Source organism: Crenobacter intestini (assembly GCF_004919095.1).
Lineage (GTDB): Bacteria > Pseudomonadota > Gammaproteobacteria > Burkholderiales > Chromobacteriaceae > Craterilacuibacter > Craterilacuibacter intestini.
In genome coordinates this window covers 66832-80430 of record NZ_STGJ01000008.1, presented here as the reverse complement: position 1 = coordinate 80430, position 13599 = coordinate 66832, and the positions used below count along the sequence as shown (strand labels likewise).

The 13599-nt window shown below is 71.9% G+C and carries 11 protein-coding genes; 7 read left to right on the top strand and 4 right to left on the bottom strand.

Annotated elements, in window-relative coordinates; all coding sequences use genetic code 11:
- The first annotated feature begins 11 nt into the window (after positions 1-11).
- The 6 genes from E5K04_RS08480 (at position 12) to E5K04_RS08455 (ending at position 6841) form a co-directional block, all read left to right on the top strand.
- Positions 12-1847, top strand: coding sequence for a lytic transglycosylase domain-containing protein (locus E5K04_RS08480; RefSeq protein WP_136552985.1), 1836 nt, complete (start codon positions 12-14; stop codon positions 1845-1847).
- A 26-nt stretch (positions 1848-1873) separates the two neighbouring features.
- On the top strand, positions 1874-2809 hold the full coding sequence (locus tag E5K04_RS08475) for a complex I NDUFA9 subunit family protein (protein WP_136552983.1): 936 nt from the start codon (positions 1874-1876) through the stop codon (positions 2807-2809).
- A 9-nt stretch (positions 2810-2818) separates the two neighbouring features.
- Positions 2819-4039: a multifunctional CCA addition/repair protein gene (locus tag E5K04_RS08470; RefSeq protein WP_136552981.1), complete on the top strand. Its 1221-nt coding sequence runs from the start codon at positions 2819-2821 to the stop codon at positions 4037-4039.
- Positions 4036-4908, top strand: a complete 873-nt coding sequence (locus E5K04_RS08465) for an SMP-30/gluconolactonase/LRE family protein (RefSeq protein ID WP_136552979.1) — start codon at positions 4036-4038, stop codon at positions 4906-4908. The genes E5K04_RS08470 and E5K04_RS08465 overlap by 4 nt, the downstream gene beginning before the upstream one ends.
- A 27-nt stretch (positions 4909-4935) precedes the next feature.
- Positions 4936-5283 carry an SUI1 family translation initiation factor gene (locus E5K04_RS08460; RefSeq protein WP_136552977.1) on the top strand — a complete coding sequence of 116 codons (348 nt, stop codon included), beginning with the start codon at positions 4936-4938 and terminating at the stop codon, positions 5281-5283.
- Positions 5284-5458: 175 nt separating this feature from the next.
- Positions 5459-6841, top strand: a complete 1383-nt coding sequence (locus tag E5K04_RS08455) for a glycerol-3-phosphate dehydrogenase/oxidase (RefSeq protein ID WP_205700326.1) — start codon at positions 5459-5461, stop codon at positions 6839-6841.
- A gap of 4 nt (positions 6842-6845) precedes the next feature.
- Here E5K04_RS08455 and E5K04_RS08450 read toward each other — a convergent pair whose 3' ends face one another.
- A complete protein-coding gene (locus tag E5K04_RS08450) occupies positions 6846-7445 on the bottom strand; it encodes a DUF1294 domain-containing protein (protein WP_136552973.1) in 600 nt (199 codons plus the stop codon).
- Between the two features lie 106 nt (positions 7446-7551).
- Here E5K04_RS08450 and E5K04_RS08445 point away from each other — a divergent pair, with 106 nt between their 5' ends.
- Entirely contained in the window at positions 7552-10023 is a 2472-nt protein-coding gene (locus E5K04_RS08445) for a cation-translocating P-type ATPase (RefSeq protein WP_136552971.1), read from the top strand.
- On the opposite strand, the gene E5K04_RS08440 is transcribed toward E5K04_RS08445, so the two are convergent.
- Genes E5K04_RS08440 through E5K04_RS08430 form a run of 3 tightly spaced genes read right to left on the bottom strand, consistent with a single transcriptional unit; the run spans position 9996 to position 13569 of the window.
- Positions 9996-12107 (bottom strand): putative bifunctional diguanylate cyclase/phosphodiesterase, encoded by a 2112-nt coding sequence (locus E5K04_RS08440; RefSeq protein ID WP_168929193.1) that lies wholly within the window; start codon positions 12105-12107, stop codon positions 9996-9998. The two genes, E5K04_RS08445 and E5K04_RS08440, sit on opposite strands and share 28 nt — an antisense overlap.
- Positions 12107-12841, bottom strand: coding sequence for an SGNH/GDSL hydrolase family protein (locus E5K04_RS08435; protein ID WP_168929192.1), 735 nt, complete (start codon positions 12839-12841; stop codon positions 12107-12109). Before E5K04_RS08435 ends, E5K04_RS08440 begins: the two co-directional genes overlap by 1 nt.
- Positions 12838-13569 carry a metallophosphoesterase family protein gene (locus E5K04_RS08430; protein ID WP_136552965.1) on the bottom strand — a complete coding sequence of 244 codons (732 nt, stop codon included), beginning with the start codon at positions 13567-13569 and terminating at the stop codon, positions 12838-12840. Before E5K04_RS08430 ends, E5K04_RS08435 begins: the two co-directional genes overlap by 4 nt.
- Positions 13570-13599 lie beyond the last annotated feature (30 nt).

Genomic DNA, 13599 nt, shown 5'->3' with positions numbered 1-13599 from the left:
CGCCCAATACGATGAAAAAGACTTTGCTGCTCGCGACCCTGGTCGCGGGCCTGACCCCCTACGCCGCGGCGGACACCGGTGACGAACTGGTCGCCGCACGTGCCGCGTGGCGCCAGAAGGACGCCGCGACGCTTGCGCGCACCGTCGAGGCGACCCGCTCCGACACCCTCGCCGCCTACCCGCGCTACTGGCAGGCGCTGCTCGCGCTGGAAAACGGCGACGACGCGCCGGCGCGCGCCTTCCTTGCGGCCGAGCCCGCGTCGACGCTGACCGAAAGGCTGACCGGCGAATGGCTCAAACGCCTGGGCAAGGACAACGACTGGACGGCCTTCGCGCGCGAGATCCGCCGGGTCCCCGCGGACGAGCGCGACACCGAGACCGCGTGCTACGCGACGCTCGCCGAATTGAAGGCCGGCCAGAAGGCCCAACCCGACGCCGACCTGCTCGACAACCTGAAACTGCCGGACGGCTGCAACGCTTTACTTAACGAGGCGGCGCGGCAAGGCACGCTGTCGGCCGACGAGGTTCGCTCGCGCGTGCGCTCGCTGGTCGCCATCAATTACGTGACCGTCGCCCGGGGACTCGCCTCCGCCGCAGGTCTCTCCGAAGAATTCTTCACGCCGGGCAGCAACGAGGCCGCGGTGATCGCCGTTGTCCGCCAGGGCAAGAGCGACCTTACCGGCGCCGCTGCCGAGCTCACCCGTCTGGCGCCCTCGCTCACCGCCGAGCAGTCGGCGTTCGGCTGGGGGCAGCTTGCGCTGTTGGCCGCCCGCAAGCAGGACGCGGGCAACGCGCTTGTCTGGTTTTCGCGCGCGCTGCCGTCCGAGCTGACCCCCGAGCAGTGGGAGTGGTGGGCGCGTGCGGCCTTGCGCGCCGAAGACTGGAACACCGTACTCGCCGTCACCTCGAAGATGCCGGCCAAGCTTGCCGCCAAGGGCGCGTGGCGCTACTGGCGCGCTCGCGCCGAGCTTGCACAGGGACAGCGCGCACAAGGGCAGGCCCGCCTCGCGCAGCTCTCGTCCGAGCACAACTACTACGGCATCCTCGCGCGCGAGACACTGGGTAGCAGCGTCTCGGCGCCGCCCTCGCCGCTGTCCGCCAGCGACGCCGATATCGCGCGCGCCGGCGCCGAGCCGGCGGTCCGCCGCGCGAGCCTGCTGTTCGACTACGCGCGCGAGAAAGGCGAGCCGGCACTGCTGGAAGAAGGCCGGCGCGAGTGGCGCTGGGCGATGCGCGGCAAGGACGACAAGGCACTCATCGCCGCCGCCGAGTATGGCCGCGCGCGCGGCTACTACGACATGGCGATCTACAGCGCCGAGCGCACCAGGAACCAGCACAACTTCGGCCTGCGTTTCCTGACCCCGTACCGCGACGCGACGCGCCGCTACGCCGCGCAGCTCGAAGTCGACCCGGCGTGGATATACGGGCTGATGCGCCAGGAGAGCCGCTTCGTCACCGTCGCGCGCTCCGGCGTCGGTGCGCAGGGGCTGATGCAGCTGATGCCGGCCACCGCACGCTGGGTCGCCGCCAAGGTCGGCATGGACAGCTTCGACGTGAACGACGTCGACACCAACATCCACTTGGGCACCTGGTACTTGCGCCACGTGCTCGACACCACCGGCCACCCGGTGCTGGCGACCGCCGGCTACAACGCAGGCCCGGGGCGCGCGCGCGCCTGGCGCGACAGCCGCCCGCTGGAAGGCGCGATCTACGCCGAGACCATCCCGTTCACCGAGACGCGCGACTATGTGCAGAAGGTGATGGCGAACGCCGTCGAGTACGCGGCACAGTCGGGTGAAGGCGAGACCTCGCTGAGCGCCCGCATGGGTACCATCGCGGCCAAATAGGCCGAAACACTGACAAGGAGACGGACATGGATGCACCCCGCATCGCGCTGATCGGCGGCACCGGCTTTATCGGCAGCACCGTCGCCGAGTACCTGACCCGACAGGGTGCGCTGCTCACCGTCGTGAGCCGCCGCCCGGACAGCCACCCGGCGCTGTCGGTGCTGCCCGGTGTAAGCGTGGTGGCGGCCGACGTCTACGACGAGGGTTCGCTCACGCGCCTGCTCGCCGGGCACGACGCGGTGGTCAACCTCGTCGGCATCCTGCACGGGCGCCGCCGCGACTTCGAGCGCGCGCATGTCACGCTGCCCGAGACCCTCACCCGCGCGATGCGCGCGGCCGGCGTGCGCCGACTGGTCCACGTCAGCGCGCTGGGGTCGGACGCGCACGCGCCTTCCGACTACCAGCAGACCAAGGCGCTGGGCGAGCGCGTCGTCGAACAGAGCGGCCTTTCCTGGACCATCCTGCGCCCGTCGGTGGTGTTCGGGCGCGGCGACAGCTTCCTCAACCTGTTCGCCAGCCTGTGCCGGCACCTGCCGCTGCTGCCGCTCTCCGGCGCCGCCACCCGCTTCGCACCGGTGTGGGTCGAGGACGTCGCACGCGCCATCGCCGCCTGCCTTGAGCGCCCCGCGACCGTCGGCGAGGTGCTGGAACTGGCCGGGCCGAACAGCTATACGCTGGCCGAACTGGTGCGCTACGTGGGCGAGGTCACCGGCCACCCGCGCACGGTGATCCCGCTGCCGGCCGCCCTGGCCATGCTGCAGGCGTCGGTGATGGAGTGCCTGCCGGGCCCCACGCTGATCAGCCGCGACAATGTGCGCTCCTTGCAGGTCGACAACGTCAGCCTCGCGCCCTTCCCCGCCGACCTGCTGGGCTTCACGCCCAGCGCGCTGGAGGCGGTGGTGCCCGGCTATCTGGGCAAGGACAGCCACGCGGCGCGCCTCAACCGCTACCGAGCCAGTTAAGACATCAAGATGAAATGCTATACCGTCGGCGGCGCCGTGCGCGACCGCCTGCTGGGCCTGCCGGTGAAGGACCGCGACTGGGTGGTGGTCGGCGCCAGCGCCGACCAGTTGGTGGACCTGGGCTTCCGCCCGGTCGGTCGCGACTTCCCGGTGTTCCTGCACCCCAAGACCCACGAGGAATACGCGCTCGCGCGCACCGAGCGCAAGACGGGCGCCGGCTACCACGGTTTCGTGTTCCACGCCTCGCCCGAGGTCACGCTGGAAGAAGACCTGGCTCGTCGCGACCTGACCATCAACGCGATCGCCGAGGACGATAACGGCGAGCTGACCGACCCTTACGGCGGCCAGGCCGACCTCGCCGCCGGCGTGCTGCGCCATGTCAGCCCCGCCTTCGCAGAGGACCCGGTGCGCATCCTGCGCGTCGCGCGCTTCGCCGCGCGCTTCGGCTTTGCCGTCGCGCCCGCGACCATGACGCTGATGCGGACGATGGTGGACAACGGCGAAGTCGACGCGCTGGTGCCCGAGCGGGTGTGGGCGGAACTGGCCAAGGGGCTGATGGAAGACCATCCCTCGCGCATGCTCGACGTGCTCGCCGAATGCGGCGCGCTTGCGCGCGTGCTGCCCGAAGTCGCCGCCCTCGTAGGCGTGCCGCAGCGCGCCGACTACCACCCGGAGGTCGACACCCTGCTGCACACGCGAATGGTGCTCGACACCGCCGCGCGCATGAGCCTGCCGCTGGACGCGCGCTTCGCCTGCCTGACCCACGACCTGGGCAAGGCGCTGACACCCGCCGACATCCTGCCGCGCCATATCGGCCACGAGGCGCGCGGCGAGAAGCCGCTGATGGCGCTGTGCGAGCGGCTGCGGGTGCCGGCCGAATGCCGTGACCTCGCGCGCGTCACCTGCCTCTACCACACCAAGGTGCATATCGCGCGCGAGATGCGCGCCGACACCGTGCTGCGCCTGTTCCGCGACACCGACGCGCTGCGTCGCCCCGAGCGCTTTACGCGTTTCCTTGACGCCTGCGTGGCCGACGCGCGCGGCAGGCTGGGCTTCGAGGACACACCCTACCCGCAGGCCGCCTACCTTGCCCGGCTGCTCACCGCCGCACGCGGGGTCGACGCCGGTGCCATCGCAGAGGGCTGCACCGACAAGCGCGCCATCCCCGCCGAAGTCGAGCGCGCGCGCGTGGCGGCGATCGCGCAGGCGATGGCAGGCGCCCACGCATGAGAAACCTGCGCACGGTGCTCGAAAACGCGGCCAAGCTTGGCGAATGCCCGCGCTGGAGCGTGCGTGAACAGGCGCTCTACTGGGTAGACATCACAGGGCAAACCCTGTTCCGGCTGGACGCCAAGGGCGCGCTGCGCCGCTATCCGCTGCCACAGCAGATCGGCTGCTTCGCGCTGAGGCAAAACGGCGGCTTTGTCGTCGCGCTGCGCGACGGCGTGTACCTCACCGACGCCGACGGCGTGCTGGAAAAGATGCTCGCGCCCAACCCGACCGACCCGGCGTGCTCGCGCTTCAACGACGGGCGTGCCGACGCGCACGGCAACTTCTGGGCCGGCACCCTCTGGGAGCCGCGCGACGCGGCAAACGGCAAGCTCGTGCGGGTGCGCCCGGACGGGCACAGCGATGTGGTCGCGGGAGAGGTGACCGTCTCCAACGGGCTCGCGTTCAGCCCCGACGGGCAGTGGCTGATGCACGCCGACACCCGCGGCCCGGCCATCTGGCGCTACCCGCTGGATGCGCACGGCGAGATCTGCGGCGCCCGATCGTTGGTGCGCCGCTTCGCGGCGGGCGAAGGCAGGCCGGATGGCGCCGCCTTCGACTCGGCCGGCACCTACTGGGTCGCGCTGTTCGACGGCGCGTGCGTGCTGGGGCTGGACGCGGCGACAGGCCGCACCGTCGGCCGGCTGGACGTGCCCGCGCGCTGGCCGACCATGGTCGCCTTCGGCGGCGCGGACCTGAAGACCCTCTACATCACCACGTCGCGCGAGAAGCGCAGCGCGGCCGAACTCGCCGCGTGGCCGCGCTCGGGCGACCTGTTCGCCGCCGACATGGACGTCGCCGGCCTGCCCGAGCCCTGCGCCGCCCTCTGACGCTCCCGGCCGGCAAGGACAAGCAACATGCAGAACAAGGGACTGGGCGGCCTCGTCTACTCGACCGAACACGGCGACATGTGCCCCGCCTGCCGCCAGCCGCTGACCGGCTGCCGCTGCCGGGAAAGCAAGCCCAAGGGCGACGGCGTGGTGCGCGTGCGCCGCGAAGTGCGCCGCGGCAAGGAGGTCGCGGTGATCAGCGGCGTGCCGCTGACCGGCACCGAGCTTGCCGCGTTCGCCAAGGCCCTGCGCACCGCGTGCGGCGCCGGCGGCACGCTCAAGGACGGCGTGATCGAGATCCAGGGCGGCCACCTCGACAAGCTGCTGCCACGCCTCGCCGCCGAGGGCTGGACGGTCAAGCGCGCCGGCGGCTGAGCGTCCGCGCCGCCAGCATCTCCTCCGCCTAAGCTGCAATCAGGGCCGCACTTCACAAGAAAAACAGCGACCCGCCACGCACAAGGGGGACACCATACAGCAACCGAGCGCCGCGCCGCTTCTACGCGCCCGCCTGCTTGAGCGGCTGGCCAAGCAACAGGCCTGGGACGTCGCCGTGATCGGCGGCGGCGCGACGGGGCTGGGCATCGCGCTGGACGCGGCGAGCCGCGGCTACTCGACGCTGCTGGTCGACGCGCAGGACTTCGCCGCCGGCACCTCCAGCCGCAGCACCAAACTCGTCCACGGCGGCGTGCGCTACCTGCAGCAAGGCCGCGTGGCGCTGGTACGCGAGGCCCTGTACGAGCGCGCGCTGCTGCTGAAGAACGCGCCGCGCCTTGCCCGCCGCCTGCAGATCGTCGTCCCCTGCTACGGCTGCTTCGAACGTACGCGGCTGCGCATCGGCCTCGGCCTCTACGACGCGCTCGCCGGCGAGGCTGCCTTGGGCGACACCGGGTGGCTGAGCCGCGAAGCAACGCTGCAAAGGCTGCCCGGCCTACTAAGCCGCGGGCTGCGCGGTGGCGTCGCGTACTGGGATGGCCAGTTCGACGACGCCCGCCTCGCCATCAGCCTGATGCGCAGCGCGCACGCGCTTGGCGCGCTGCCGCTGAACTACATGCGCCTCGTGAGCCTTGCGCGGGACAACACAGGCGTGAACCGGCTGACCGTCAGCGACACGGAAACCGGCCACAGCTACACCGTCTCGGCCAGGGTCGTCTTCAACGCCGCCGGCGTGTGGGCTGATCGGGTGCGGCGCCTGGCCGACCCCGACGCCCCGGCGCTGCTGCGCTTCTCGCGCGGCTCGCACCTGCTGCTCGACCCCGCCGTGCTGCCGCTATCTTCGGGCATGCTGATCCCGAAAACGCCGGACGGGCGCGTGCTGTTCGCGCTGCCCTGGCACGGCCGGGTGCTGCTCGGCACCACCGATGTCGAGGCAGGCGCCCCCGACTGGGCGCCTGTACCGAGCGCCGCCGAAACCGGCTGGCTGCTCGAGACGGCGTCGGCCTACCTGGCCCAGCCGCTTGGCCACGCCGACATCCGCGCATCCTTCGCCGGGCTGCGCCCGCTCTACTGCCCGCAAGACACGGTGGGTGGCACCGCGCGGCTGTCGCGCGAGCACGCGCTGGTGCACGAATTCGGCAATATGATCACCGTCACCGGCGGCAAGTGGACGACCTACCGCAAGATGGCCGAGGACGCGGTCAGCCTCGCCTGCGCGCGCGGCCTGCTGCCCGTGCGCGAATGCGTGACGGCGACGCTGCCGCTGCTGGACGAGGCAGGTTGGGACACCGAAGCGCTGGAGTCAGCCTTGCTCGCAAGCGACCCGCAGGCGGACGAGGCGCTGGTGCGCTTCGCGCGCCACGCGCTGGCTTGCGAGGCCGCGCGCACGGCCGAGGACGTGCTGTTCCGCCGCCTGCGCATCGGGATGCTCGACAGCGCGCGCGCAGCCGCGCTCGAGGGCAGCGTCAGCACGGCGCTGCAGGCGGGTGGGCCGCATTAAGCCTTCAGGCGCCGGCGAGCAGCGCCTGCCCGGACGGGGTCAGCAAGTAGAGCACGCCGAGCACGTTACAGAGCACGGCCGCCTTGAACACCCCCTGGAATTCCTGCTTGACCGTCTTGTGGCGGAACTGGCGCTGCGCGAGCAAGGCGCCCGGCCAGCCGCCGGCCAGCGCCCACAGCTGCAGGGTGCGCTCGGGCGTGCGCCAGCGGTTCCTCTGCGACGCCGCCTTGTCGAAGTAGTAGAGCAGGTAGCAGACCAGGCTGGTGCCGGCCTCCAGCCACAAGAAGGCGCGCGGCAGGGCCTCGTACGCGGCCAGCAGCAGCAACGTCACGCACCACAGCACGCCCAGCCACCACGGCAGGGGCAGCGTGCGCGCCACCCTGGCGCTGCGCGGCGCCGCCGGGTAGGCAATATCGATCGCCTGCAAGCGCCCCTGCGCGTCCTGCTCGGTGCGGTACATGATCACGTCGCCCTCCTGCGGGCGGCGCCCGCCCGGGCGGAACGCCTTGATATGCACGAAGGCCTGTTCGCCTCCGTCCTCGGGCGCTACGAAGCCGTAGCCCTGCGCGTCCTTCCAGTTCCTGAGCCTGCCCTGAAACCGCATCCTGTCCCCTCTGTCGCCCACCGATCCTCCCGTATATTCTAAAGTCATTAAGGATGGCTGCCCACCGCGATCACGCGCGCGGCGGCCGGCACCAGGAACGCAAGCGATGCCCACCAACGGACTGACGAGCCTGCAAGCGCGCGAGCGCCTCGCGCGCGACGGCGAGAACACCCTGCCCGGCCAGGCGCCGCGGGGGCTGGTGCAGATCGGCGCCGACGTCGTGCGCGAGCCGATGTTCCTGCTGCTGATGGCGGCAGGCGGCGTCTACCTGAGCATGGGCGAGCCGCGCGAGGCGCTGGCGCTGCTGGGCTTCATCGCGGTCATCATCGTGGTGACGGTGCTGCAGGCGGCGCGTACCGAACGCGCGCTCGATGCGCTGCGCGAACTCGCCGCCCCGCCGGCAACCGTGCTGCGCGACGGACAGTGGCTGCGCGTCCCCTCGCGCAGCCTGGTGGTGGGCGACGTGATCGAGCTTGCCGAAGGGATGCGGGTGCCGGCCGACGCGTGCCTCACCGACGCGCACGAGTGCGCACTCGACGAGTCCTTGCTGACCGGCGAGTCGGTGCCGGTGGCCAAGGCGGCCGGGGACGAGGTCATGGCCGGCACGCTGATGGTCGGCGGCCAGGCGCACGCCACCGTCCGCGGGACCGGCCGCCACACCGCGCTGGGCGGCATCGGCGCGTCGCTTGGCACGCTGGAAGCGGCCGCGTCGCCGCTGACCCGCCAGCTAGGGAAGATGACGCGCACGCTCGCCGTCGCCGGTGGCGCGTTGAGCGGGCTGCTCGCGCTGCTGGTCTGGCTGGGGGGGGAGCGCTGGCAGCAGGCCGTGCTCGCCGGCATCACGCTGGCGATGGGCGTGTTGCCGCAGGAGTTTCCGGTGATCCTCACCGTGTTCCTCGCTCTGGGCGCGCGCCGCCTCGCCGCGCACGGGGTGCTGGTGCGCAGGCTGCCCGCGCTGTCGACGCTGGGGCAGGTCGACGTGCTGTGCGTCGACAAGACCGGCACGCTGACCGAGAACCGCATGCAGCTTGCCCGGCTGTGGGCCGGTGGCGAAACCTTCGACACCGCGGGGGACGCACCGCTGCCCGAGCCCTTCCATCGCGTGCTCGAATACGCGGTGCTCGCCAGCGAACAGACGCCGCTCGACCCGATGGAGCGCGCGTTCCACCGCTACGCGAACGCGCAGCTGGCGGGCAGCGAACACCTGCACCCTGGCTGGCAGCTGAACTGGGAATATGCGCTAAGCCCCGAACTGCCGGCGATGAGCCACGGCTGGCAGGACGGCGGCGCCGGGCGCGAGATCGCCGCCAAGGGCGCGCCCGAGGCGGTCGCCGAACTCTGCCACCTGGATGCGGCGCACAGGCAGCGGGTCGCCCAAGCCGCCCGCGCGATGGCCGCGGACGGCCTGCGCGTGCTGGGGGTCGCCCGCGCGCGCTGGACGGACGACACGCCGCCCGCGATCCAGCACGACTTCGACTTCGAGTGGCTGGGGCTGGCGGGCCTCGCCGACCGGCTGAAGGCGGGCGTGCCCGCGGCGGTGGCCGAGTGCGCGCGCGCCGGCGTGCGCGTGGTGATGATCAGCGGCGACCACCCGGAGACCGCGCGCGCGATCGCCCGCGAGGCGGGCATCGCCGGGGCCGAAGTGATCACCGGCAGCCAGTTCGGCGCGCTTGACGAGGCCGGGCGCGCCCGGGTGCTCGCGCGTTGCAGCGTGTTCGCGCGAGTCAGCCCGCTGGCCAAGCTGGCCATCGTGCGCGCCTTGCAAGGCGCCGGGCATGTGGTCGCGATGACCGGCGACGGGGTGAACGACGCGCCGGCGCTCAAGGCGGCCGACGTCGGGCTGGCGATGGGTGCGCGCGGCACCGACGTCGCGCGCGAGGCGGCGGCGATGACGCTGTCGGACGACAGCTTCACGGCCATCGTCGGCGCCCTGTCGCAGGCACGGCGCATGAACGCCAACCTTGCCGCCGCGCTGCTCTACACCTTCGCCGTGCATGTGCCCATCGTCGTGCTCTCGCTCGCGGCGGTGCTGCTCGGGCTGCCGCCGCTGCTCACCCCGCTGTGCATCGCCGTGCTCGAGATCCTGATCGACCCGGCGTGCTCGGTCGCGTTCGAGGCCGACCAGGGCCGCGCCGACCCGCTGGATGCGCCGCCTGCGCGGCACGCGCGGCCCGGTGGCGCCGACATCGTCGCCGCGCTGGCCGCGGGGCTGGCGGTCGCGCTGATAGCCGGCGGCGTCTACGCGCTGGCGCTCGCGCAACTGGCGGCGCCGGCCGCACGCGCCACCGCCTTCGCGACCCTGCTAATCGCCAGCGTGCTGCTGATCGGCGCGCTGCGCGAACAGGGACTCGCCGCCCTGCCCAAGGCCGCGCGCTGGGTGATGGTGTGCGGCGCCGTCGCGCCGCTGCCGCTATTGGGCTTTGCGCCACTCTCCGGCGCGTTCGGCTTCGCCTGGCCGCCGCCGTCCATGCTGCTTATCGCACTCTCCGGCGCGCTCGCAAGCCTGCCGCTCGCGCGCGCGGCCCGCGCCCTGGCCCGCTCAGCCACAGGTCACAGGGCTTCGGCGTCCCCGAAGTAGTGCCCCTGGCAGGCGTGAAAACCCAGTTCCTCGCACAAGGCGTATTGGGCTGCGGTGTCGACGTTACGGGCCACCACGACCACGCCAAGCGTCGCGCACAAGGCGAGCACCGCGCTTGCAAGCGCACGGGCGCCCGCCTCGCCCTGCAACGCCCACAGCTGGCGGCAATCGACCTTGAGTTCGGACAGCGGCAGGCTGCCCAGTTGCGCGATCGTCGCGAAGGCCAGGCTGAAATTGTCGAGCGACAGGCGCACGCCGACCCCGGCAAGCGCCGCAAGGCGCCCCTGCGCCTCCTCCTCGCGGCCGGCCAGCGCCGCCTCCGGCACTTCCAGCGTCAGCCGCTCGGGCGCTAGCGCGTACCGCTCGAGCGACAGCGCCAGTTCACGCGGGAAATCCGGGTGGTAGAGCTGGACGGCGTCGACGTTGAGCGCGAGATGCCAATGGCCGTGCTCGCCGTCGCTGCGCCAGCGCGCGAGCGCCGCGCACGCGGCGTCGAGCAGGTAACGGCCAAGCTGGACCGACAGCCCGGCCTCGGCGGCGAGCGCGAGCACTTCACGGGCGCGCAGCACGCGGCCGTCTCGCCGCGGCCAGCGCAGCAGCGCCTCGGCGCCCACCACCTGGCGGGCACGGCCATACTGACGCTCGAAATGCAGCTTGACGCCGCCCTCGGCCAGCGCCCGGCGCAGGGACTGCCCGCCTTGCACGCGCGCGCTGAACGCCTCCTGCATCGCCTCGTCGAAAAAGCGCAGCGTATGCCGGCCGGCCCGCTTGGCGTGGTACATCGCCATGTCGGCCCGGCGGATCAGGGTGTCGGCGTCGGCCAGCGTGCCGTCGAACAGCGCGACACCGAAACTTGCCCCGGTGTAGCGCTGGTGCCCGCCAAGCTGTACCGGCTGCCCAAGCTCTGCGAGCATGCCCTGCACCACGGTTTCGGCCTGCAGCGCGGCTGCCCGCGCCTGGCCGGAGAGGCCAGTCAGCATCACGACGAACTCGTCGCCGCCCAGCCGCGCGACGGTATCGCTTGCGCGCACCGCCCCTTGCAGGCGCCGCGCAACCTCGACCAGCATCGCGTCGCCCATCTCGTGACCCAGGGTGTCGTTCAGCTGCTTGAAGCGGTCGAGGTCGACGAAAACCAGCGCACCCTGGCTGCCCGCGCGGCGCGCGGCGGCGATCGCCTGCCCGATGCGGTCGAGCAGCAAGCGCCGGTTCGGCAAGCCGGTCAGCGTGTCGTAGAAAGCCATCCGCTCGATCTTCTCTTCGCTCGCCTTGCGCGCCGAGATGTCGATATGGGTGCCCAGCACCCGCCGCATCCGGCCATCCGGCCCCGCCTCGACCGCCTTGCCGCGTACCTCGGTCCACTGCCACGCGCCGTCGGCACGCCTGAGGCGCAGCTCGATCACGAAGGCCTGCGCGCGCGCGAGCTGCTCGCGCAGCGTCTCCAGCGCTGCCGGGCTGTCGTCCGGGTGGACTAGCGTCTTCCAGCGCGAGTAGTCCATCGCGAACGCCTGGTCTTCGTAGCCGAGCATCTGCCAGCACCGCGCGTCCCACAGCACGCGGTCGCCGGCAAACTGCCACTCCCAGATGCCGGCGCCACTCGCCGCCTGTGCAAGGCGCAGCCGGCGTTCGCTCTCCTGCAGCGCGTTTTCCGCTTCCTTGTGGCGGGTGCGGTCGATCAGGTAGCCGCGGATACGCACAAGGCGCCCGTCCCGGTCCCATTCGGGCCTCGAAAAATCGTAGAACCAGCGCCAGCGCCCGTCCTTGCCGCGCAGGCGGTACGACTGCTCGTACTCGGACAGGCCGGCGGCGACCCGCTCGCCCACTTCGCGCCCGACGCGCACCAAGTCGTCCGGGTGCACGAGGTCCGCGTAGCGGAACCCCGGTACGAGCATTTCGCGCGCGGTATAGCCCAGTTGCGCCTCGACATTCGCCGACGCGTACGCCAGCGGCCAGCCGTCCTCGGGCAGCCACACCAGCACCACCACCGGCCCGCTGTCGAACAGCTTGCGTTCGGCCGCCTGCTGCGCGCGCAGGTGGCGAACCAGCTCGCCGACCGGAGCCTGCCCCGCCTGATCCAGCGTTTCCATCACGACCTCCTTGTCCCTGTGTCCGGTGCCTGCGGCCACGCGTCGGTGATCGACCGAGCCAGCACTCCGCCCCAAGCCCGGTAGCATTCGGCCCCCGGGTGAAAACCGTCTGACGCGACCCAGCCCGGCCCCAGACGGCCGGTAAAGCCGACCCGCCGGCAATCGCTCAAATGCGCGCACAGCGCTTCGAGCGCCGCGTCGTAACGCCTGGCCCGTGCCCCCAGGTAGCCCGCCAGCGGCGCGGGCAGGGCTGGAAAGTACTGCATCGGCGGCAACGCGCACAGCAGCACCTGCCGCGCGCCGAGGCCCTGCAGCCGTGCGACCAGCGCCCGCTGCGCCTGGACAAACCGCGCCAGTGGCTGCTGCGATATCACGTCGTTGACGCCGAGGACGGATACCGCAACCTCGCAGCGCGCCGGCGGATCGACGGCGAGCCAGGCGAGCATTTCCTCGCTGGTCAGCCCGCTTTTGGCCCGCAATTGCCAGCGCACCCGAAGCCCGGGCGCAAGCGCCGCCACCAGGCAACCGGACAGCGCATCGGCCTGGCTGGCGACGCCGACACCCGCGGCGGACGAGTCGCCGACGATCAGCAGCGACAGGGGCGTGCCCTCGCCGGCTTCGCCCTCGCGCGCGCCATCCGGTTCGGCCAGCTTCGGCGTGCGCTGGCGCACCTGCTTGCCCTGCCAGGCCAGCAGCGGTGCGAGCGGCCAGTACGCCCAGCCAGGCGCCCTCACACGCGCCCGCTCTCGAGCGCACGCGCCCATTCGGCACGGCCGTTGCGCGCGGCCAGCGCCGCCATCGGCCGCCAGTCGTACGGCACCGAGACGAGGTCGACGTGCCAGCGGCCGTCCAGCCGCTCGATCAGCGCGTAGCGGGCGTCGGGCGAGCCGTTCTCGACGCGGTGGTACATGGGCGTCGTATCCGCGTACGCCGGCAGGCCGACGCTGCCGGGGTTGACCAGGGTGACGCCCGCCTCTTCCAGCGCGCGCGGCAAATGGCTGTGCCCGCACGCGACAAGCGACGCCGTCTCGCCGGCGAGCCGCACGGTGATTTCGTCGCCGTGCGCCAGGCGGATCCCGCCGCCATCGACCGTCTCCAGCAGGTAATCGCAGTCGCTGAGCGGCGTGCCGTGGCAGAGCAGAATGTCGGGGAATGGGCGCAACGTCGGCGGCAGGGTCGAGAGCCAGGCGAGCGACACCGCGTCCAGCTCGGCGAGTGCCGAGCGGTCGGACGCCTCGCGCACGGCCGGGTCGGCACTCAAGAGCTGGCGCTCGTGGTTGCCGGCCAGGCACGGCCAGCCGCTCGCCATCAGCCAGTGTGCGGTGTCCCGTGCCGCAAGCGGGCCGGACAGCAAATCGCCCAGCGCGTAGACGGCGTCGGCGCCCCGGCGGCGGATGTCGGCGGCGACGGCTTCCAGTGCAAAGAGGTTGCCGTGAATGTCTGACACGAGCGCAATACGCATCAGGAGTTGCTCCCATGCTTAACAGGGTTT